Here is a 20,950-nt window from a genome sequence, read left to right as displayed (position 1 = left end):
GGAGGCTCGCTCGGCCTCGGTGGCACACCTTGCGCCCCCTCGGGCTTCCCTCTCGGGCCGCCCGCGTTGAATGCGTTGGGACTCCCCGGATTGTGGGGGTCCGCTGCGGCCACCAGACCGAATTGATCGCCGCGACGACCGGAGGGCGGGGCGATTGCGGAGTCGAGGGGGTGTAGCTCGCCCAGTGCCACTGGTGAAAGACTATTGCCGGGTCGGCCGGTCGATCCTGTGCCAGCGGTGCGGGGCGCAGAAGTCGATGGCGGTTCCGCCAGCCTCGGCGCCGAAGCCCCACCTTTCAGCGCGCGGCCCGCCGGAATCACCGAACCGACGAATCCGCCACCGAATCCCGCGACCGCTGCGTCGAGAAGATCTTGCCCCGAGAGTTTTCCGCCGCTGATCAAGGCGTTGGCTCCGACGCCCACCACGCTGCCGACCAGACCGCCCCCCACACCGACTACCAGGGTCGGCACCACTCTGCTCGCGGTCGCACCGGCCCCGCCGGCGAATCTCTGAAACATCCGGCCTGCGCGTGGTGCGGCGTACAGGCCGAAAGCCGCACCGGCGAGGCCTGTTACGCCGCCGAGCAGTGCTTGTTTACCGACACTGCCGAAGTCGATTTCGTCCCGGCGGTGATCGATGTATTTCTGCGACATCTGCGCGGCGAGGTCGACACCGCCACCGAAGACCGCGCCTATTCCGGCGATTTTCATGAAGGGAGCAGACAGCCTGGCTACCTGCGCCATGGGGATGAGAGCCCGCTTGGCCGCGGACTCGGCTCCTATTCGTTCCACCCAGGCCAGCAGCCGGTTCCGGGCAGCCACTATTATCGCTTCGCTGCGGGCCCGGTCCGCCGCGGCTTTCAGCGGACCACCGACGAAGATGTCCGTCGCCACCATCGCCACCATCGCGACGAGGGTCCAGATTATTCTCCATTTCGTATATTGATAATTTCCGCTGGCGGACGACGTGAAGGCGGCCAAATTTTGCCCGTAATCATGCGTATTGCTGATATCCGCGAGCATCGGGCGATTCCGGAGATCGCCTTTCTCGGATTCGGTCATGCCCGAGAGAGCCAGGCTTTCCATAGCGGCGAGGCGGTCCAAACGGGGACCTAGGTTCTTCCAGCGTTCCATGCAATCGGATATGCACTCCGACGTCGCGTATCCGATATCTTCGTCGAACTTGGGAAAACTCTCGCCGGCGACCCCCTTGACCGCCCAGTCCGGAAGTTCGGGCGGTAACCGCAGGGTCACCGAATTCGTCCGTTCACGTTGACAGCCGCTCGCTGCCGGTCCCTACGCATGACGCGCTACACCCGATCAGGGGGAAAGGTCTTCGTGCTGTGACGTTTCGCGGTAGTCACGAGCAGCCGATGCAGGACGCGCGCAGGGGCGACGGCCTTCCCCGCATCGAGCTGCACCTCGGCGAACGCGTCGGCCAGCGCCCTTCCCGGTTCGAATCTGCCGTGCGGGAAGCCGTATCCGCTCAACCGACCCCGCCACCGCCGGTAATCGGTGACGACGACACCGAGCGGAGTGTCGAACCGGCTGTCGCCGCACTCCGACAGGTACTCGGAAATCAATGTCCGTTGCGATAGTGAGTGGGCGCGAAGACCACCTGTCACATCGAGCGCATGACCGAGTTCCCGGACGACCGTGGAATACAACGGCCTTCCGGCGGAACCACGAGAAACACCGCCACGTTCGGTGTCCGCGGACACTTTCCGAGTAAGCGAGTCGGTATTTTTGGCAGTCGCCACGTTCAGGATCAGACGTTTCACTCGCGGGATGTGTTCACCGTCGTCCGAACTGCGAACCCAGTCGAGCCGCGTGACGGCGTCCCCGCATTCGGCGATCGCGAATTCGGGCAGGTCGAGGTAGGGGTGGGCGGTGAGTACGTCGTCGAGGGCCTGTGCGATTTCGCGCAGCGTATCGAGGGCGATCCCGGGGGTGTCGAACCCCGCCACCTGTAGACCGTGGCGTCTCATGAGCGCCTCGGCGAGTTCCTGCCCTTCGTCCGACGTCGCATGTCGTGCCTCGACCCGCTTGTTCTCGCGCCGAACACGTTTCGGAGTTCCCGGAGCGCCCTTCGCCGGGGCCTTCGGCGCCCCGGGCGTACTCGGTCGCCCTCCGCGCGTCGACGGAGCCGAGACTTTGCGTGCCGGGTCCGGCCTCGGGCCGGCACTGTCCGAACGGCCCGACCAAGGCGTGTTCGACCGCTGTGATTCGGTGGAGCCCGGGGCGTCGGCCTTCTTCGCCGGCGCGGTCTCCGGAATCGGCCGTGACGACGGGCCTTTGGCCTCCGATGGGGGAAGCACTCCCGACGCCGGTGGCGCGTTGCCCACCGACGGCGCCGGCGCGTCGGTGACGCCATTACCTCCGCCGGACATCGCCGACGGAGAATTCGGTGCAGCGTCCGACGAAGCCGCCGCCGGCTGATTCTGCGCACTCAGATGAGCCGGATCGGCCGGCGAAACCGGCTCGGCCGCAGTATCGCCCGCACGCTGAGCCGGCGATGACACGGGGACTCGGGCGACCGGAGCGGCGGAGTTCGGCGTACCGACCACGCCCGGGGCCGCCGATTCCGGGCCGCCGGCCGTGAATTGCCCTGTGCCCGTCGGCGTTTCGCGATCGTCGCCCGCACCCAGAATAGAGGTCCTGCCGTCCCGGTCGGCTTCCTCGAAACGATCGGCGATGCCCGAAAGCAGTTTCCCTTCTTCGGTCAGCGCCCCGAGGGTGCGATTCATGTTGTCGAGCAGGGTCCGGGAGTCGGGCTCGAACGTCTTGGCGAAGGTGTGGCCGGGTTCGTCGTCGCCCCAGAATTTGCCGACCCTCGCGAAGTGGTCGCGAAGCTCGTTGTAGATCTGACGAGCCTCGCTCGCGATCGACTCGTACTCCTGGACGACAGCGCGGAGCCGAGCCTCGTCGATCGACAGCTCCTGCCCCACTTCGACCACCTCGCTCCTGTTGCCGACGCCGACGATTCTCCGTCCCTTTCCCTCGTTTCCCACATCTGGGAAAGCCGGCGGCGTTCTGGTTGGATGGCAAGCACACCGTCGATACAGGCCCGTTCGGCACAGCGAACGGCGGAAACGGAGTGCGACCGCATGGGTGGGGCAGGCCGGCCGAAATCCGAAGACGGGATCCGGTAGTGGACCCGCTGTCCGCAGCCGGCGACGATTTCCGGCACCTAGCCCGCACGGAAGTCAATCAGCTCCTCGACAATTACGAGGAGCAGATGGCGAGTCTGGCCGAGATTCGCCGGCGACTCGATTCCCTTCGGATCCAAGCACGTTCGACGGACGGCGCGATCGAAGTGAGCGTCGACTCCGCCGGGGTGGTCACGGAGATAAAGCTGGAGCCGGCGGCCATGCGGAACAAGCCGGAAGATCTCGCCCGCAAACTGACCGAAGTCATCCGTGAGGCCGCGATGCACGCCGAAAAGCACACCGCCGAGGCCGTGGCACCGGTGGCCGACATCGTCGACCCTTTACCCGAGCTGCCCGATCTGCTCCCCGGCGCCCCCAGTCTGCGTGCTCCGGTTCCGCCCGAGGACGATCCGGAGGGCGCCGCGCCGACCCGGTGACCCGCAGCGCGGATCCGAGCGCACGTTCCTCGGCGCCGCACGGTGTCTCACCCACAATCGAGGCCAAGCTGTTGACCGGAAGTGTGTACCAAGTCACACTTGCGGCTGCTACCGTCCCCAGCACGCGGTCGGGTCGTGTGGAGGTGGTTGACGTGGGCGTCGGTATCGGGTCGGTTCTGCACGGGGTTGCGCGCAAGGCGGTCGAGGTGACCGAGGCGGTGCGGGCGTTGAATGTGCTGCGGGAGCGCGGGTTCATCGATCCACGCAATCTGGGTGAGACGGTGTTGTCGGCGAAGGAGGGGCGACGGCTCGGGCCGCAGGCGACGATGGTGCGCCATGCCGCGCGGATATGGCCGCAGCGGACGGCGCTGGTCGATGAGCACGGCAGTATGACCTTCCGCGAACTCGACGACGATTCCACGCGGCTGGCGCGCGGGCTGCAGTCGCTCGGCGTCGAACCGGGAACGGTGATCGGCATTCTCGCGCGCGATCACCGCGGGCTGCTGCTGGCGATGGCGGCCGCCGGGAAGGCCGGTGCGCGGCTGGCGCTGATGAACACCGGCTTCGCGAAACCGCAGTTCGCGCAGGTCTGCGAACGCGAGCACGTGAAGGTGGTGCTGCACGACAGCGAATTCGTCGGCCTGCTCGACGCGCTGCCGCCGGAGCTGCCGCGGGTGATCACCTGGGTCGACGACGGTGCCGAATTGCCCACGGGCGCAATAACCATCGAGGAACTGATCGGCGCCCACCCGCCGAACGAGCTGCCGCTGCCGGCCAAGCCTGGTGGCTTCGTGATCCTCACCAGCGGCACCACCGGCCTGCCGAAAGGCGCTCCCCGCGAGGCGGTTTCGCCGATCTCCTCGGCCCAGATCGCGGATCGGATCCCGTTCCCGCCGCAGGGCACGATGCTGATCGTCTCGCCGATCTTCCACAGCACCGGCCAGGCCACCTGGCTGGTCGCCACCGCCCTCGGCGCGACGACGGTGATGATGCGCCGCTTCGACGCCGAGCGCACCCTGGCACTGATCGCCGAACACGATGTCGACCTGCTGGTAGCGGTGCCGACGATGCTGCACCGCATGGTCGAACTCGATCCCGCGGTGCGCGAGCGTTACGACCTGTCCTCGCTGAAATCCATCGTCCTGGCCGGTTCGGCGCTGTCTCCGGAACTGTCGGTGCGTGCCGCCGAAGCGTTCGGCCCGGTGCTCTACAACCTCTACGGCTCCACCGAATGCGCGGTGGCGACGGTGGCCCAGCCGGCGGATCTGGCCATCGCCCCCGGCACCGCCGGACGCGCGCCCATCACCTGCGAAGTGGTGCTGTTCGACGAGAACGACAAGCGCGTCCATGGCCCGAATGTCAAGGGGCGCATCTTCATTCGTTCCGGTGCGCCGTTCGGGGGGTATACCGACGGACGGCACAAGCAGATCATCGACGGCTATATGTCCTCCGGCGACGTCGGCCACTTCGACGAACACGGGCTGCTGTTCGTCGACGGCCGCGACGACGACATGATCGTCTCCGGCGGCGAGAACGTCTTCCCGCAGGAGGTCGAGAACCTGCTGCTGGAGCGGGCGGACATCTTCGACGCGGCGGTGGTCGGCGTGGACGACGTGGAATTCGGCAAGCGTCTGCGCGCCTTCGTCGTACCCGAGCCGGGCGCCACCCTGGATCCCGACGAGATAAAGGCGTACGTGAAGGGCACGCTCGCCCGCTACAAAGTGCCGCGTGACGTGGTGTTCCTCGATGATCTGCCGCGCAACGCCACCGGCAAGCTGCTGCGCCGGGCACTGGTGGAATACCAGATCACATAACCGGTCACCCGACCAGTTGTGCGGTACCGTCGGTTACAGAGACGCGAACCACATCCATGCACCCCTGCTTGCTAGGGTTAGCAGGCACTGGATCTCGATGTTGCGGTCCCGCCTGCCTGGCGGAATCCGCGGAAGGTTGTACCTATGTCAGCTGTCCTTCCGTCAGCAAGCACTGCCCTCCGAAAGGCCGGAGATCTGGCTCTGGGGGTCAACGTCATGCGCAAACGCGGGCTGTTCAGCCCGCTGCGACCGGACCATGCGGTCAGCTCGGCGCTCAACGTCACCAAGTTCGGGCCCTTCGCGGGCGTGATCATGCACGCGGCGAAGACCAATCCGACATCCGCGGCGCTGCTGGACGAGCGGGGCGAACTGACCTTCGCCGAGGTCAACGAGCAGTCCAATCAGCTGGCGCGCGGCCTGGCGGCGCACGGCCTGCGCGAGGGCGATGTGGTGGCGCTGCTGGCGCGCGACCACCGCGGCATGGTGCTGAGCCTGGCCGCCACCGGCAAGCTGGGTGTGCGCGCGGTGTTGATGAACACCGGCTTCGCGAAGCCCCAGTTCGCCGACGTCGCCACGCGCGAGCAGGTGAAACTGGTGCTGCACGACAGCGAGTTCTTCGACCTGATGAGCGCCATCCCCGACGAGATCCCGCGCATCCTGACCTGGGTGGACGAGTCCGACAACGTCGATCCTTCGATCCCGACCGTCGATTCGCTGCGCGAGGGCCAGTCGCCCGATGCGGTGAGCGCGCCGACGAAGCCGGGCGGCATGGTGATTCTGACCTCCGGCACGACCGGCACCCCGAAGGGCGCGCCGCGCGACAAGGTCAGCCCGTTCATCTCCGCACAGTTCCTGGATCGAATTCCGTTGCCCCGCAACGGTTCCATGGTCGTCGCGGCGCCGGTCTTCCACGCGACCGGACTGTCGCAGTTCACCCTCGGGCTCTCGCTGGGCAACCGGATGATCTTCCAGCAGCGGCGGTTCGATCCCGAGAAGACGCTCGCCAACATCGACAAGTACAAGGCGGAGTCGCTGGTGGTGGTGCCCACCATGCTGCAGCGGATGCTGGACCTGCCGCCCGAGACGCTCGCCAAATACGACATGTCCTCGCTGCGGATGATCTTCGCCGCGGGCTCGGCGATCCCGCCGGACGTCGTGACGCGCAGCCTGGACTACTTCGGTGACGTCCTCTACAACGTGTACGGCTCCACCGAATGCGCGCTGATCACCGTGGCGAGCCCGGAGGATCTGCGCAAGTCGCCGAGCACCGCGGGACGCCCGCCGCTCGGGATCCGGCTGGCGCTGTTCGACGAGAACCGCAAGCGCATCACCGAACCGAACGTCACCGGCACGATCTTCATCGAGAACGCGCACTCCTTCAAGGCCTACACCGACGGCCGCACCAAGGAGACCATCGACGGCATGATGTCCAGCGGCGACGTCGGGCATTTCGACGAGGACGGGCTGCTGTTCATCGACGGCCGCGACGACGACATGATCGTCTCCGGCGGCGAGAACGTCTTCCCGCAGGAGGTCGAGCACCTCATCGCCGACCGCGCCGACGTGCAGGAGGCCGCGGTCGTCGGCGTCGACGACAAGGAATTCGGAAAGCGACTGCGCGCCTTCGTCGTGCCGGGTCCCGACTCCAAGCGCGACGCTCAGGAGATCAAGGACTACGTCAAGGCGAACCTCGCGCGCTACAAGGTGCCGCGTGAGGTGATCTTCCTCGACGAGCTGCCCCGCAACGCCACCGGCAAGCTGCTGCGCAAGCCGCTGACGGAGATGGACGTCACCGGCGACTGAGTCGTCCGGCACGCATCGGCCCGGGAGCTCGGCTCCCGGGCCGATGGCGTTTCCGCAGAGCTTCCACGCGGAATGAGTTTGACGTATCTGTGAATTGGCTTCGAAGCGGTCAGCTATCATTCAGCTCGTGTTTCCCCCGTCCGGCCGCGTATCGGCCCGCTCCCAGGTGTCGACGCGCACGCGTCGGGCCGCGGTGGCGCGGTTGCGGGGCGCGTCGGCCGGATCCGTGTCGGGGGCTCTGTCGATCGCCGCACACGGCTGGGCAGCGGGCGGGATGCCGGTGCAGTCCAGCACCCTGATGCTGCTGGTGGCCGCCTCCACGGCGGTCGGCGCGCTCGTCGCGGGGCTGGCACCGCTACGCACCACCGCCGTCGGACTGGTCACGGCCCTGTGGGGCGGACAGCTGATCGGCCATCTGGTGATGTCGGCCGATATGGCGCAGATGCACGATATGCCGCTGTGGACGCCGGCCATGCTGGGCGCCCACCTGGTCGGCGCGGTCTGCGCCGCCGTCGTCATTCTCGGCGCCGAGGCCGCCTACCGGATCGGTACCGCGGTCGCGCGTGTCCTGCCGGTCCCGGTGAGCCTCCCGGCGATCGACGAATCGATTCTTCCTCGCAGCGTTCACCGCGACCGGGTGATCCTGCGGATCTTCCCCACCGAAACCTTCCGGACCCGCGGACCACCGCTCCCTGTGTACTGCTGAGACATATCTACACCCACATTCGCGAATTTCGCAGCGTCCGAACGGCACCGGTGCCTGCACCACGTCGGCGGTCCGCCATCCCACGGTCCCCGTGGTCCGCAGGCCGCAGTACCGCCACAGTCCCAGTGCGGCGGAACTCCAGGACCACGCAGCGCCGGACCAGTGGTATCGCAGCTGATTTCAGGACGGTCCGCGGCCAGTCGAAGTCCGGTGTCTGCCGTCGATACGGCGGACACCTCGTGCGCCGGCCGCGCCCTGGTTGTCCCGCGCGGTGCTTGATCAGGCGACGCGATGTCGCACAAGCGATGTGGGTGCCCTCGAAACAGGAGCACTACCAGTGAGCATCACCGAAATTCCGGCCGCGGGCACCGAGCCGCCGCAGCCGGAGCAGTCGCCGCCCGACGCGGCGCATGAATCACCACCCGGTTCGGACCGGTCGCGACCGTCTCGGTCCGGCCCCTCGCGTGCGGTGCAGGCGCTGGCCATGCGGCTGCACTTCTACGCGGGCGTCTTCGTCGCGCCGTTCATCCTGATCGCGGCGGTGACCGGGGCACTGTACGCGGTCGCGCCCAGCATCGAGTCGATCGTGAATCGCGACCTGCTGCACGTCGATTCGACGGGCCCGGCGCGGCCCCTGTCGGAGCAGATCGCGGCCGGTGTGGCCGCCGAACCGACGCTGGCGCTGGTCGCGGTCGACCCGGCGCAGCACGCGGGCGACACCACGCGCGTGATCTTCACCGATCCGAGCCTCGGGGAATCGGAGCGGCGCGCGGTCTTCGTCGACCCGGTGACCGCGACCTCCGTGGGCGACAGCGTCGTCTACGGCAGCACGGGGGCGCTGCCCCTGCGCACCTGGATCGATGTGCTGCACCGGAACCTGCATCTCGGCGATGTGGGCCGGCTCTACAGCGAGATGGCCGCGTCGTGGATGTGGATCATCGCGCTCGCCGGTGTGGTGATGTGGCTGCGCCGCTCACGCGGTTCCGCGCGGCGGCTGCTGTGGCCGGATCGGTCGAAGGCCGGTCGCCCGCGCAGCCTCAGCCGGCATGCCGCGGTCGGGATGTGGATCGTGCTGCCGCTGCTGTTCCTCTCGGCGACCGGTATGACCTGGTCGCAGCATGCGGGACAGCACATCACGTCGCTGCGGCAGCAGTTGAACTGGACCACGCCGGTCGTCGCCACGGCACTGCCGGGTGCACCGATGCCGGCGATGCCGGCCGGCGGTGAACATGCCGAACACACCGGCGGACACGGCATGTCGATGCCCGTTCCCGCCGACCGCGCCGCGCAGGCGGACAAGGTCCTCGCGGTGGCGCGCGGGCACGGTATCGACGGTCCGGTCGAGATCACGATCCCGGCGAAGGGCACCACCGCCTTCACCGTCAAGGAACGCCGCCTGTCCGGGGTCTACACCCAGGACGCGATCGCGGTGGACGGGAGGACCGGCGATGTCACCGATATCCTGCGCTACGCGGACTGGCCGCTGATGGCCGAACTCGCCAACTGGGGCATCGCGCTGCACATGGGCATGTTGTTCGGCCTCGCCAATCAGCTGTTGCTGCTGGCCACGATGATCGCGCTGATCACCGTGATCGGACGCGGCTATCTGATGTGGTGGCGCCGGCGTCCGACCCGGGAGAACAGCCCGTTCACCTTCGGACGGGCACCGGCACGCGGAGTACTGCGACGGGCGCCGCTGTGGATCAGCGTCCCGCTGGTCGCGGTCACCGTGGGGATCGGATGGTTCGCACCGGTGCTCGGCGTGAGTCTGCTCGCATTCCTGATCGTCGATATCGTCCTCGGCCTGATCGCCGGACGACGCCGGGGAGTAGTCGCCTGAAGTCCTGACTCGCATTCGGTCACGGCCCCTGCCGCGTAATTCGGCTGCGCCAGAACATCTTTCCCACTCGCACGAGCGACGCCGAGTCGCCCGTGCGGTGAACCGCGCGCTCGGCCGGGCCGTGACAGCCGCCGACAGCGATCGGCCGGCATCACCGATTGCGCCGTAAATCCAGCGGACACACCGTCTTCGGTCGTCCGGGGACGCGTCATGCCCGCATTCGGCGCAGTCGGCACACCTGCAGCAACTTTCACTTACCTGATACCGCAAAGGGATTCATCACCATGGGAATCAAGAACATCGCCGCCACCGCCGCCCTCGTCGCCGCCGCCCTGGGCCTGAGCACGGCCACCGCGGGCGCCGACCCGGCCGACGCCGGTGCGGTCGGCTTCCGGGCGACCACCACGCCGACCGGCACCGTCATCTCCACCGACGCCGGATCACTGTCGGCCGACGACGGCGTATTCACCGTCAAGGCGGCCGACGGCACCGTGCTGGCCGGAACGCAGCTGTCCTTCCGGGTCGACGATTTCGTCTTCCCGATCGAGGCGCGGATCCACGACCGCACCGCGACCCTGACCCCGAAGTTCGACCTCGCGCACGCGGCGTACCAGCCGGTCGCGATGCCGTTCGAGGACAGCGCGCCGTGGAAGACCCCGTACGACCGGGAGCAGGCCGCGTGGAGCCGGATGACCAGCACCCTCAGCGCCGGCGCCTCGATCGGCACCCTGGTGGGCGGCATCGGTGGCGCCGGAATCGGCTGTGTCCTGGGCGGAATCGCGGGGGCGACCATCGCGGCGGCCACCATCGTCGGCATGTTCGGCCCGTTCGTGCCGGCCGCGGTGGTGGGTTGCCTCGGCGGCATCGTCGCCATCGGCGCGCTGGGCACTCTGGCGGGTCAGCTGCTGGTCACCGCCCCGGTAGCGGTCCTGGCCGCGGCGCAGTACTTCACGACGGTGAACTCCCCGTTCCCCGCGAAGTGAGGTAGGCGAGGCCACCCGGCGGAGGCGCCCAGCGCGATCCGCCGGGATCGGCGCCGGCACGGCCGTTCCGGGATATCGTGCACACGATCAGCACAGGTTGTCTCCGTTTTCCCTTCGCGAAGGAGTGACCGCGTTATGAACGAATCCTGGTTTCGCCGCGCCGCGCTCGCCGGTATCGCCACCGCGGCGGCCACCGTCCTCGCCGCCGCCCCGGCCTCCGCCCATGTCACCGTCTCCGGTCCCGACGCGTCCCGCGGCGGTTCGGCGGTGCTGACCTTCCGGGTGCCCAACGAATCGGCCACCGGTAGCGCCACCACGCAACTGAGCGTTCAGCTTCCGGCCCTGACGGAAGTCGAAACCGAACCCGTGCCGGGCTGGAAGACGAAGGTCACCCGCGACGACAACCACCGGGTCGTCGCCGTCACGTGGATGGCGGATCCGGGCGGCGGCATCGGGGCCGGGCAATTCGAACAGTTCTCGGTGCTGGCCGACGGACTGCCGGACGCCGACACCGTCACACTGCCCGCCACCCAGACCTACGCCGACGGGCGGGTCGTGAAATGGGACCAACCCGCCTCGGGGGACACCGAACCCGAATTCCCCGCGCCGACACTGGCATTGGCGCCGGCGCACGAGGGCGGAGCGCAGAACCACGGCGACGTCCACGCCGCCGCCGCGGCCGAGGAACACGAGACCGACACCACGGCGCGATGGCTGGGCAGTATCGGTATCGTGCTCGGCGCCCTGGGTGTGCTCGCGGCCGCCACGATGTTCACGCGGAACCGGCCCCGGCACCAGCCGACCGGTCGGCACCCGGAAGCGTGATCGACGGAGACCGACCGTACATTGACGACGAACGTCATGGCCGATCGCGGGCGAGAGTGGGAGTGAGCGTGCCGGAGCAGACCGTCGGCATCATCGGCGCCGGCATCATCGGACTGGCGATCGGCCGGGAAATCACCCGACGGCGGCCCGGCACCCGGGTCGTCGTGGTGGACAAGGAGGATCGGGTCGCGGCCCACCAGACCGGGCACAACTCCGGAGTAGTCCATGCCGGAATCTATTACGAGCCCGGATCGCTGAAGGCCACCCTGTGCGCCCGCGGACGGCAGCTGCTGCGCGACTACTGCGCCGAGAAGCGGCTGCCCTACGACGAGGTCGGCAAACTGGTCGTCGCGGTCACCCCGGACGACGTGGTGCGGATGGACGCGCTGGCCGAGCGGGCGGGCAGCAATCGCGTACCGGGACTGCGGCGTATCGATGCCGGTGAGCTCCGCGAGATCGAACCGCATGCGACGGGCCTGGCCGCGCTGCATTCGCCGCATACCGCCATCACCGACTTTCCCCGGATCGCCGCCGCCTTCGCCGACGACATCACCGCCGCCGGTGGGCAGATCCGCTTGTCCTTTCCGGTCACCGCCGTCACGCACGCCCCGGACGGCATCCACCTCGGCTCGGACGCCGCGGACATCGTGGTGGATCGGCTCGTCGTCTGCGCGGGCCTGCACAGCGATGCCGTGGCCGGACTGGCCGGAGACGAGCCGGGGCCCAGAATCGTTCCGTTCCGAGGCGAGTACATGCTGGTCCGGCCGGAGAAGAAGGATCTGGTGCGCGGACTGATCTACCCGGTCCCCGATCCGCGCTATCCCTTTCTCGGCGTGCATTTCACCCGCCGGGTGAACGGCGAGGTGGAGGTGGGACCGAACGCGGTGCTCGCCCTCGCCCGCGAGGGATACCGCCGGTCGGCGGTCTCCGCGCGAGACCTGCGCGACCTCGCGGCCTGGCCCGGGTCCTGGCGGATGGCGCGCCGGCACTGGCGCACCGGGGTGCGGGAAATCTACGGCTCACTGTCGGCGCGCGCGTATATGCGGGCGGCGAGGCGGTATGTCCCGGATATCGGAGTGCGCGATGTGTTCCGGGCCGGTTCGGGTGTGCGGGCGCAGGCCGTCGACGCCGGCGGGGAGCTCGTCGACGATTTCCGCATCCACCGCCTCGGCCCGATCACCGCGGTCCGCAACGCGCCCTCCCCCGCGGCCACCTCGAGTATGGCGATCGCCGAGCACGTGGTCGACGTACTCGAGCAGGACGGCCGATAGCGTTGCGCCGCTACGGTTCCGCCGGGCCGCCGGGCGTCTCGGTCTCGGATTGCTCCGGTTCGGATTCGGTGAGTTCGCGGACCGGGCGTAGCACCACCCACAGCAGGAAGGCCGCCGCCGCGACGAGCATCCCGATCCCGGCCCAGAGGTTGATATTCCACCCACCCGTGCGCACCCGCTCGGCGGCGGTGTCGTGGACGAGCGAGGTGACGACGAGGATCAGGCCGTAGCACCCGAGCAGGGCACCGACGATGGTGCGGATATCGAAAAGCATGGCGTCACTTCCTCATCCGACGAAGATGTTCAGCGCGATCACGATGACCAGGGCGATCCCGGCGAGCAACACCGGTCGCTGATACCACGGCAGCGTCGCGGCATCGGGATCGGTGAGCTGGGCCCTCGGCGTCTCCGAATACACCAGCCCGACCAGTTCGGCGTCGGGTTTGGGCGTGGTCCACATACTCACCGCGATACTGAGCACCATATCGACCACGAAGGCCACACCGGCGGCGACGAAACTCGACCCCTGGCCCGACAGATGAAACACCTCGGCCTTGTTCAGGATGAAAATCACCACCGCGCTGAGGGTTCCGCACACCAGGCCGACCCAACCGGCGGTCGGGGTCATCCGCTTCCAGAACATGCCGAGGATGAAGGTCGCGAACAGCGGCGCGTTGAAGAACGAGAACAGCGTCTGCAGGTAGTCCATCATGTTCGAGAAACTGCCGGCAATGAACGCGGTGCCGATCGCGATGGCCGTGGCGCCGATCGTGGCGAGGCGGCCGACGGTGAGGTAGTAGCCGTCGGGCTTGTCCTTGACCGCGTACTGCTGCCACAGGTCGTAGCTGAAGACGGTGTTGAACGCGGAGATGTTGGCCGCCATCCCGGCCATGAACGCCGCCAGCAGACCCGCCAGGCCGACGCCCAGAAGTCCGTTCGGCAGAACCTCTTTCATCAGGTAGAGCAGCGCCTGATTGTAGGTCGCGTCGCCCTGCCCGGTGTTCTTCAACTCGGCGATCTGCGGGATCAGCAGTGCGGCGACCATACCGGGGATGACGACGATGAACGGGATGAACATCTTGGGATAGGCGCCGATGATCGGTGTACGCCGCGCGGCCGAGATCGAATGCGTCGCCAGCGCGCGCTGCACCTCGACGAAATTCGTTGTCCAGTAACCGAACGAGAGCACGAATCCGAGACCGAGCACGATGCCCGTCACCGACAGGATGTTGTTCGAGAAACCGCTCAGCTCGTGGCCCGGCCAGGAATGCCATTGTTCGGAGCCGTCGGGCCGGGCGGTCACCTTGTCCTTCAAACCGCTCACACCGCCGACGCGATGCAGTCCCACCAGCGTCAGCGGCAGCAGCGCCGCGACGATGACGAAGAACTGCAGCACCTCGTTGTAGATCGCCGCCGACAGACCGCCGAGGGTGATGTAGGACAACACGATCAGCGCCGCGACGATCACCGACAGCCAGAGCGGCCAGCCCAGCAGCACGTTGACGATCGAACCCAGCAGGTAGAGATTGACCCCGGCGATCAGCACCTGGGCGAGGGCGAAACTGATCGCGTTCACCAGATGCGCGCCGGTGCCGAAGCGGCGCCGCATGAACTCCGGCACGCTGCGGACCTTGGAGCCGTAGTAGAACGGCATCATCACCACGCCGAGGAACAGCATGGCCGGCACCGCGCCGATCCAGAAGTAGTGCATGGTCGGCATGCCGTATTCGGCGCCGTTGGCCGACATGCCCATGATCTCGACCGCACCGAGATTCGCGGAGATGAAGGCCAGGCCGGTGACCCAGGCGGGCAGCGACCGACCCGACAGGAAGAAATCGATACTCGAGGAGACCCGTGCGCGGGCCATCAGCCCGATCCCGAGTACGAACACGAAATACACGGCGACCAAGGCGTAATCGACAGGCGCGGCATCGAGCCGGAGCTGATCCGCACCCAGCACCGCCGCCGCTGAATCGAACCGGTGCGGTAGCTGAGCTAGAGGCTGCATACGGATCTCCTGTCGGAAAGACCAGCGGTCGACCGGGTCGCGATGTGCCCGGATCGTAGCGCACCCCAGTGCATCTCCGGGGCCAGTCCGCGTCCCGCGCGGCGCGCGCCGGGTCGATCTGCCACTCTTCGAAGAAGGAATTTAGAGAAACACCGCCCTGCAAAATGCAACACTGGTGAGCCCGGGAAGGATCGAACACGATGCTCACAACTCATACTTCGCTCGACCCCCTCGGCCGCCGTGATCGCGATCGCGAAGGATCCACGACGCTGACGATCGAGATCGGCACGGCGACGGGAACGGGCGCTACCGAGGTGGCCGCCTTCGACGCGGCCCTGTGCGAACTCGGTGTGGGAGAAGCGAATCTGATCCGATTATCCTCGGTGATCCCGCCGCGGGCGCAGCTGCGGCGCACCGGGCGGGTGCGCCAGCGGATCGGCTGGGGCGACCGTCTCTACTGTGTCTACGCCCTCGGGCACGCGCGGGCGCCGGGCGCCACCGCGGCCGCCGGGATCGGCTGGACCCTGTGTGCGGACGGTTCCGGCGCGGGCCTGTTCGTCGAACACGCCGCCGAAACGACCGCGCAGGTCGACGATCTCATCAACGCCAGCCTCGCCGATATGACCGCCGCGCGGCCGGGACGGTTCGGCCCGATCCACACCGCCACCGTCGCGGCACGCGCCGACGGCCGCGACACGTGTGCGCTGGTGCTGGCCGCGTACCGGGCCAGCGGCTGGGATCGTCCGTGAACGATGCGCTCGGCCCCGGGGCGTCGTGGCCGGGCGTCGAGATCACCCTCGAGGCGGCGATCGCGGACGCCGAGATCGAACTCTTCCACGACCTCTACGAGCAGGCCTTCGGACCGCTGCGAGCGCAGGCTGCCGCCCGGCAGGTGCTGCATCGCAACGAGTTCCGCGCGGAGATGACCGACACCCGGGTCGACAAGATCGTGGCCCGCACACCGGCCGGCGAACCGATCGGACTCACCACCCTGACCCGGCATCTGGACACCGTGCCGTGGATCAGTCCGGAGTACTTCGCGACACGGTTTCCGCAACACGCCGAGCGCAATGCGATTTACTATGCAGGTTTCACCCTTGTTACCCCAACTGCGCGACACGGGGTGGCTTTTCATGCCATGATCAGTACAGTTGTCCAGATCCTGGCGGCAGATGGTGGGGTCGTCGGCTGGGACATCTGCTCGTACAACAATTCTCAATTCTCGTTCGCCGACGCACTACGCAGTGCGATCGGTGAACAGGCGAACGTGGAAGTCGCGATCGAGGATTCACAAACCTACTACGCGGCTCGGTTCATCGACGACGACGCGGACCAGGGGGGCTGATGACATCCGGCACACAGCACCACCACACCACCCGCATCCGGCCACTACGCACCTGGCCGCCGGAAAAGCTCTGGCGCACAGCACTATCGGCCGCCGTCGTCCTGATCGTCGTGGTCCTGGCGATCGCCGAATCACCGGCGCTGTCGCTGACGGCGGTGCTGGGCGTCGTCGTGGCGACGCTGACCATGATCGGGACGGGAGTGCGGCGGCATCGGCCGCCCGCGCCGGCGGCCTGGTATCTACTCGCCCTCTCCGGCGTGTTGTTCGCCGCCGGAACGCTACTGCGCGATTTCACCGGCAGTGGATTCCCGCCCTACGACGATCTGGCGACGCTGGCCGGTTACGGCGGTGTCGGCGTCGCCGCCTTCCTCTGGCTGTGGCCGCGACGCTCCAGCTGTCAGCGTGATCTGATGCTGGATTCCGGGTTGATCGCGCTCGGCGCCCTGCTCGCCTCGTGGACCTTTCTCATCTCCCCCGTCCTGCACAACACCCGCCAGTGGGACGCCTCGGCGCTGATCATGCCGATCTATCCGGTGATCGACGCCCTCCTGCTGACGCTGGTCACCCACTCCGTGGTCACGTCGTCGCGTTCGGAGACCTCGTTGCGGCTGGTGCACGTGGGGCTACTGGCGATCCTGGTGGCCGACCTCGGATACAACCTGCAATCCGCCGGATCGGTGCATCTCGACGCACGAATGCTGTTGACGCCGCTGCTCGTCGCCTACGCGATGGTGGGGCTGGCGGCGCTGCACCCGACCATGGTCACCCTCGGCGGCGCCCGGCGGGTGCATCCGCACCGGTCCCGCCAGCGCGCCAGCGTGATCGCGGTGACGCTGGTGGTCGCCTCGCTGGTGCCGACGGTCGGCGCGCGGGTCGGCACGGTGGACCGGGTGGTGGTGTCCGCACTGCTCGCCACGCTGCTGGTGGGGGTGCTGGTGCGCAGCGAGCGGGCGATCGTGCGCAGTGCGCGCAGCGAACGACGGGCCCAGTACCAGGCCGACCACGATATGCTCACCGGCCTGCTCAACCGGTCCGCGTTGCTGCGCGCACCGGCCCGCAATCGCGACCTGTGGACCGGCCGCCCGATCTGCCTGCTGTTCCTCGATCTGGACGGCTTCAAGACCATCAACGACAGCTACGGTCATGCGGTCGGCGACGAACTCATCGCCAATGCCGCCGCCCGCATCCGCCGTGTCATTCACCGCGACGACGTCGCCGCCCGCTACGGCGGCGACGAATTCGTGGTGCTGGCCGGCGCCAACCGCGCCGAGGCGGCCGTCCTCGCGGAGAAACTGCTGGCCGCCTTCGGCAAACCCTTCGAACTGTCGGTGACCGAGGTGACCATCGGCGCGAGCATCGGCATCGCCTGCAGCGGCCCGCGCAGCAGCGACGCCACCATCTACGACCTACTGCGCGAAGCGGATTCGGCCATGTACCACGCCAAGGATTATTCGCTCGGCTGCGCATTCCACGACGACCTGCGCCACCTGCCCCAAGCCGAGAGCCGGCGGCGGGTGCGCCGCCACGAACCGGCGGTATGAGCAGCGGTCACACCGCGGGCAGCCGGTCGGGACCGCTGCCCGCGCCCTCGGTTGCGAGCGCGAAACGTTCGGCGAATTCCGACATCTGATCATGCTGCTGTGCGGGTTCGGCTCCGGCGAATCCGACGACGAGGCGATGTACACCGTGGTCGCCGAGTTGTCCGGCGCGGTCGACCGAGATGTCGGCCGATCCCCATCGCGTGTACTCGAGAGCCGCGGGATCGCGTCCCGCCTCGGCGGCGGCGTCGCGGGCCAGCGCGAACTGCCGGTCGCGCTCGGCTTCGGTCAGCATGCCTCCGGCGAAATACCCGTCGCCGCGCCGCCCGGCACGCCGCGCGGCCGCCGCGCTGGAACCGCCGACGTGGATCGGAAGTTCGCTCACGCCATGCGGTTTGGGATAGCTGCACAAATTGTCGAAACCAAAGAACTCCCCCCGGTGGCTGACCCCCTCCGCACCACCCGACCACAGCAGCCGCAGCACGTCGATCGCCTCGTCGGTGCGGCGGCCGCGGGTGCGGTAGTCGACCCCCAACGCCCTCGCCTCCCCCGGCAGACTGCCGAGGCCGACGGTGAGCAGCCGCATCCGCCCGCGGGACAACACATCGATCGTCGCCAGCCGCTTGGCCAGCACGACCGGATGGCGGTAGGGCAGTAACAACACTCCCGTGCCGAGCAGAATCCGCTGGGTGGCGGCCGCGAAGAAGCTCAGGCAGTCGAGCGGATCGAAATACGGCAGAGTGGGCGGCAATTCGCCCGCGCCGTAGTCCGCCCCAGGATACAGCGCGATGTGATCCTGGACGTAGAGCCCTTCGAATCCACAGTTTTCGGCATGCCGGGCGAAGGCGACGAGCCGATCGGGATCGGTGCCGTTGAACGCCGTGCTGTAGCTGACCGCGAAACGCATCCGGAAAACCTCCGAGTTAGCAGGTGAACGCGCACTTCGGCGGCGGCCCGGTGACAGCGTCGATCCGGTCCGTCAGATGCCGGCGTGCGGCGCCGAGTCGGGCGATCGCATCGTCGATCTCGGCCAATTTGCGACGCAGCGACTCGACCGATTCCGGGCATTCGTCACCCGACTCGTTGCCGCCGCGCAGACAGGTGACGAACGGCTGCGTATCGGCCAGATCGAATCCCAGCTCCAGCAGATCCCGGATCTTGCGTACGACGCCCACCTCGTGTTCGTCGTAGACGCGGTAGCCGTTCGCCGACCGCCGGGACCGGACCAGACCCTGCTGCTCGTAGTACCGCAGCATCCGGGTGCTCGTTCCCGCTCGCTCGGCCAGTTCTCCGATCAGCATGAATTCCCTCTCGCCACTGCGGCCGCAACGCTAAACGTTGTCATCGGTGTCAACGCAAGGCCGCGGGCGCGTATTCGCGCCCGTGCGGAGGGCGAGGTGGCGAGCGGCCCGGCTACCCGGACAGTTCGTCGAGGAGGCGGCGGGCCTGTTCGAGTTCGGCCTGCAGTTGTTCGACCTTGGCGCGCTGCGAATCCCGAACGGCGTCCAGGACGGAATCCACGACCTCGGCGACCTCGGGATGCAGCAGCTTCGCGGCCTGCGCCACCGACGCACCCGGTACCGACAGCCCCTTGATGGTGCGCTTCTTGCCGTGCACCACATCGACGGTCCATTCACCGTCGGCGGTGCCGGCCAGGGTGACCGTCACCTCGGGCGCCTTGGATTTGCGGGCGGCCGCGGCGGGCTTCTCACGCGGAGCGCGGGCGGGCGTGGCGGCGGGTTTGGCGGCCGGTTTCGGATCCGAAGCAGGTTGCGGCGCGGGCGTTTTCGACGCCGCGGCGGGCCCCGGTGCCGGAGCGGGCGGCGTGGTCACGGACGACGACATGCTCACTGCGGTGTCCTTCCTCGTTGCCGGCGGCGTGGCGCCGGTGGTCTCGGATGTGGTGGGGCGCTTGTCCTTGCGGGCGGGCTTGGCCAATGTCACCTCGGTCGGCGAGAACGACATGACATCCTTCGAGCCGGTCGGCCGGACCTGCAGGAAGTCTCCGTCGGCGGGATCACCGAGTGCGATCACCTTGCCCGAACGCCCCTCGGATACTCCCACTGCCGCCGGAGTGAACCACACCATGGGTGGCCGGCCGTCGGCGAGCTCGGCCGCTATCTGTCGAATCTCGGTGTCGGACAACGGTTGCGGTTTGGTTCGTGGGGACGACATGGTGTACTCCGGGCGGGCTCGTAGACATCGGCGTGCCAAGAGCATGCCCCATGGCACCGACAAGTCCACATCGCGCGTGACGCCCGGGCCCCGCTCGACACGTCGGCAACAGCGCAGCGAACCGGCCACGACGGGAACGGCGAACTCGTCCGGGTGCACACGTGGCACGGCGGGTCCTCGAGGCCCGCCCGCCGACGCGGGAAGGAGTCCGCCGCAATGTTTCGGCGAACCACCGGGCCCGGCCCCTTCTCCGGCACGCGGCGAGCGTCACCGTCCCGCCGCGGGGCGACACCTTCGCCGCTGTGTCTCCGCGCCGGTCAGGGGCCGAAATCGGTGCGCGCTCTGGCTCCCGGTGACCACGAACCGGTAGCGTGCGCTGTTCATGAGGAGTTCGGTGGTCGTCGAGGTCTGCCGATGAGTTCGCGATATCTGCCCGGCCTGAGCGAAGAGCGCCGGGCGGTGATCGAATTCTGCGGGGAGTTGACCGAGGAGCAGTGGGCCGCGCCCAGTGCGGCCGCCGGATGGTCGGTGGCCGAGGTCGTCATCCACCTGACGACCGGAGTGCGCGCCCTGCTCACCCCGAGTGCCGCCGCCATCGTCGCCACCCGCGATCTGGAGCGCCTCAACGAACAGCTGGTGGACGAAAAGCGTTCCCACACAACGCGTCACGTGCTCCCGGAGTTCGACACCTGGTCGCGGCGCGGCGTGCGGGCGCTGACCCTGTTCACCGCGGCGGGGATACGGCGCATCCAGCTCCCGATCGGCGAACTGGGCTGGTATCGGCTGGATCTGATTCCGGCGATGCTCCTGTTCGATTGGCACACGCATCTGCGCCACGACATCGCACCCGCGCTCGACCTTCCGCCGCCGCCCACCGACGCGCTGCGCATGAACGCCATCCTGACCTGGCTCACCGTACTGCTGGAACATTCCCACCGCGAGGCGCTGAGCTGGCTCGACGCCCCGGTAGCCCTGACTTTCACCGGCCCCGGCGGCGGCACCTGGCGGATCGAGCCGCGCGGCGGGCGGCTGCGGGTGCGGCCCGGCCAGGCCGCCG

19 protein-coding genes and 1 pseudogene are annotated in these 20,950 nt (G+C 68.1%); 13 read left to right on the top strand and 7 right to left on the bottom strand.

The window, feature by feature from the left end; genetic code table 11:
- Nucleotides 1-1,253 (bottom strand): annotated as a pseudogene (locus NK1_RS24050) (hypothetical protein); the annotation flags it as partial.
- Nucleotides 1,254-1,309: 56 nt separating this feature from the next.
- Nucleotides 1,310-1,987, bottom strand: coding sequence for a hypothetical protein (locus tag NK1_RS34695; protein ID WP_157104411.1), 678 nt, complete (start codon nucleotides 1,985-1,987; stop codon nucleotides 1,310-1,312).
- A gap of 166 nt (nucleotides 1,988-2,153) precedes the next feature.
- Between NK1_RS34695 and NK1_RS34690 the strand changes: the two genes are divergently transcribed.
- From NK1_RS34690 to lhgD, 9 genes are all read left to right on the top strand, one after another.
- Nucleotides 2,154-2,438, top strand: a complete 285-nt coding sequence (locus tag NK1_RS34690) for a hypothetical protein (RefSeq protein ID WP_157104410.1) — start codon at nucleotides 2,154-2,156, stop codon at nucleotides 2,436-2,438.
- 712 nt (nucleotides 2,439-3,150) lie between these two features.
- Nucleotides 3,151-3,585 carry a YbaB/EbfC family nucleoid-associated protein gene (locus NK1_RS35100; RefSeq protein WP_063012160.1) on the top strand — a complete coding sequence of 145 codons (435 nt, stop codon included), beginning with the start codon at nucleotides 3,151-3,153 and terminating at the stop codon, nucleotides 3,583-3,585.
- A gap of 152 nt (nucleotides 3,586-3,737) precedes the next feature.
- Nucleotides 3,738-5,399, top strand: a complete 1,662-nt coding sequence (locus NK1_RS24035) for an acyl-CoA synthetase (RefSeq protein WP_439955962.1) — start codon at nucleotides 3,738-3,740, stop codon at nucleotides 5,397-5,399.
- A 144-nt stretch (nucleotides 5,400-5,543) separates the two neighbouring features.
- A complete protein-coding gene (locus NK1_RS24030) occupies nucleotides 5,544-7,202 on the top strand; it encodes an acyl-CoA synthetase (protein ID WP_063012158.1) in 1,659 nt (552 codons plus the stop codon).
- Between the two features lie 127 nt (nucleotides 7,203-7,329).
- On the top strand, nucleotides 7,330-7,908 hold the full coding sequence (locus tag NK1_RS24025; RefSeq protein ID WP_063012156.1) for a hypothetical protein: 579 nt from the start codon (nucleotides 7,330-7,332) through the stop codon (nucleotides 7,906-7,908).
- 337 nt (nucleotides 7,909-8,245) lie between these two features.
- Nucleotides 8,246-9,748 carry a PepSY-associated TM helix domain-containing protein gene (locus tag NK1_RS24020; RefSeq protein WP_369689828.1) on the top strand — a complete coding sequence of 501 codons (1,503 nt, stop codon included), beginning with the start codon at nucleotides 8,246-8,248 and terminating at the stop codon, nucleotides 9,746-9,748.
- 284 nt (nucleotides 9,749-10,032) lie between these two features.
- A complete protein-coding gene (locus NK1_RS24015; RefSeq protein WP_063012154.1) occupies nucleotides 10,033-10,731 on the top strand; it encodes a DUF8020 domain-containing protein in 699 nt (232 codons plus the stop codon).
- A 135-nt stretch (nucleotides 10,732-10,866) separates the two neighbouring features.
- Nucleotides 10,867-11,556, top strand: a complete 690-nt coding sequence (locus NK1_RS24010) for a YcnI family copper-binding membrane protein (protein ID WP_063906099.1) — start codon at nucleotides 10,867-10,869, stop codon at nucleotides 11,554-11,556.
- 68 nt (nucleotides 11,557-11,624) lie between these two features.
- The gene (lhgD, locus tag NK1_RS24005) at nucleotides 11,625-12,827 is read left to right on the top strand and encodes an L-2-hydroxyglutarate dehydrogenase (RefSeq protein WP_063012170.1); all 1,203 of its coding nucleotides are present in this window, start codon (nucleotides 11,625-11,627) and stop codon (nucleotides 12,825-12,827) included.
- 10 nt (nucleotides 12,828-12,837) lie between these two features.
- Here lhgD and NK1_RS24000 read toward each other — a convergent pair whose 3' ends face one another.
- A complete protein-coding gene (locus tag NK1_RS24000; RefSeq protein ID WP_063012152.1) occupies nucleotides 12,838-13,101 on the bottom strand; it encodes a hypothetical protein in 264 nt (87 codons plus the stop codon).
- Between the two features lie 12 nt (nucleotides 13,102-13,113).
- Nucleotides 13,114-14,835 (bottom strand): sodium:solute symporter family protein, encoded by a 1,722-nt coding sequence (locus NK1_RS23995; RefSeq protein ID WP_084461476.1) that lies wholly within the window; start codon nucleotides 14,833-14,835, stop codon nucleotides 13,114-13,116.
- A 200-nt stretch (nucleotides 14,836-15,035) separates the two neighbouring features.
- On the opposite strand from NK1_RS23995, the gene NK1_RS23990 reads away from it, so the two are divergent.
- The 3 genes from NK1_RS23990 to NK1_RS23980 are packed head-to-tail and all read left to right on the top strand — an operon-like array spanning nucleotide 15,036 to nucleotide 17,721.
- Nucleotides 15,036-15,584: a pyruvoyl-dependent arginine decarboxylase gene (locus NK1_RS23990; RefSeq protein WP_245660768.1), complete on the top strand. Its 549-nt coding sequence runs from the start codon at nucleotides 15,036-15,038 to the stop codon at nucleotides 15,582-15,584.
- Nucleotides 15,581-16,180 (top strand): hypothetical protein, encoded by a 600-nt coding sequence (locus NK1_RS23985; protein ID WP_063012147.1) that lies wholly within the window; start codon nucleotides 15,581-15,583, stop codon nucleotides 16,178-16,180. Before NK1_RS23990 ends, NK1_RS23985 begins: the two co-directional genes overlap by 4 nt.
- The gene (locus NK1_RS23980) at nucleotides 16,180-17,721 is read left to right on the top strand and encodes a GGDEF domain-containing protein (RefSeq protein WP_084461474.1); all 1,542 of its coding nucleotides are present in this window, start codon (nucleotides 16,180-16,182) and stop codon (nucleotides 17,719-17,721) included. Before NK1_RS23985 ends, NK1_RS23980 begins: the two co-directional genes overlap by 1 nt.
- 7 nt (nucleotides 17,722-17,728) lie before the next feature.
- On the opposite strand, the gene NK1_RS23975 is transcribed toward NK1_RS23980, so the two are convergent.
- From NK1_RS23975 to NK1_RS36070, 3 genes are all read right to left on the bottom strand, one after another.
- Nucleotides 17,729-18,625, bottom strand: coding sequence for a TIGR03619 family F420-dependent LLM class oxidoreductase (locus tag NK1_RS23975; RefSeq protein WP_063012145.1), 897 nt, complete (start codon nucleotides 18,623-18,625; stop codon nucleotides 17,729-17,731).
- A 16-nt stretch (nucleotides 18,626-18,641) separates the two neighbouring features.
- Nucleotides 18,642-19,019, bottom strand: a complete 378-nt coding sequence (locus NK1_RS23970; RefSeq protein WP_063012143.1) for a MerR family transcriptional regulator — start codon at nucleotides 19,017-19,019, stop codon at nucleotides 18,642-18,644.
- Between the two features lie 112 nt (nucleotides 19,020-19,131).
- Nucleotides 19,132-19,893: a DUF6319 family protein gene (locus tag NK1_RS36070; protein ID WP_063012141.1), complete on the bottom strand. Its 762-nt coding sequence runs from the start codon at nucleotides 19,891-19,893 to the stop codon at nucleotides 19,132-19,134.
- 414 nt (nucleotides 19,894-20,307) lie between these two features.
- Here NK1_RS36070 and NK1_RS23960 point away from each other — a divergent pair.
- On the top strand, nucleotides 20,308-20,950 hold a 643-nt coding region (locus tag NK1_RS23960; protein WP_063012139.1), incomplete at its 3' end, for a maleylpyruvate isomerase N-terminal domain-containing protein.

This window comes from Nocardia kruczakiae NBRC 101016 (assembly GCF_001612965.1).
GTDB classification, from domain to species: domain Bacteria; phylum Actinomycetota; class Actinomycetes; order Mycobacteriales; family Mycobacteriaceae; genus Nocardia; species Nocardia kruczakiae.
Note: the sequence above shows the minus strand (reverse complement) of the source record. Positions and strands in the feature narration are given on the sequence as shown.

Bases quoted from the DNA above. Each gene is read 5' to 3' on its own strand.
- NK1_RS34695 (WP_157104411.1), bottom strand. From the start codon at position 1,987: ATGAGACGCCACGGTCTACAGGTGGCGGGGTTCGACACCCCCGGGATC.
- NK1_RS23970 (WP_063012143.1), bottom strand. From the start codon at position 19,019: ATGCTGATCGGAGAACTGGCCGAGCGAGCGGGAACGAGCACCCGGATG.
- NK1_RS24030 (WP_063012158.1), top strand. From the start codon at position 5,544: ATGTCAGCTGTCCTTCCGTCAGCAAGCACTGCCCTCCGAAAGGCCGGA.
- NK1_RS36070 (WP_063012141.1), bottom strand. From the start codon at position 19,893: ATGTCGTCCCCACGAACCAAACCGCAACCGTTGTCCGACACCGAGATT.
- NK1_RS23980 (WP_084461474.1), top strand. From the start codon at position 16,180: ATGACATCCGGCACACAGCACCACCACACCACCCGCATCCGGCCACTA.
- NK1_RS23990 (WP_245660768.1), top strand. From the start codon at position 15,036: ATGCTCACAACTCATACTTCGCTCGACCCCCTCGGCCGCCGTGATCGC.
- NK1_RS23975 (WP_063012145.1), bottom strand. From the start codon at position 18,625: ATGCGTTTCGCGGTCAGCTACAGCACGGCGTTCAACGGCACCGATCCC.
- NK1_RS23995 (WP_084461476.1), bottom strand. From the start codon at position 14,835: ATGCAGCCTCTAGCTCAGCTACCGCACCGGTTCGATTCAGCGGCGGCG.
- NK1_RS24010 (WP_063906099.1), top strand. From the start codon at position 10,867: ATGAACGAATCCTGGTTTCGCCGCGCCGCGCTCGCCGGTATCGCCACC.
- NK1_RS24015 (WP_063012154.1), top strand. From the start codon at position 10,033: ATGGGAATCAAGAACATCGCCGCCACCGCCGCCCTCGTCGCCGCCGCC.
- NK1_RS24000 (WP_063012152.1), bottom strand. From the start codon at position 13,101: ATGCTTTTCGATATCCGCACCATCGTCGGTGCCCTGCTCGGGTGCTAC.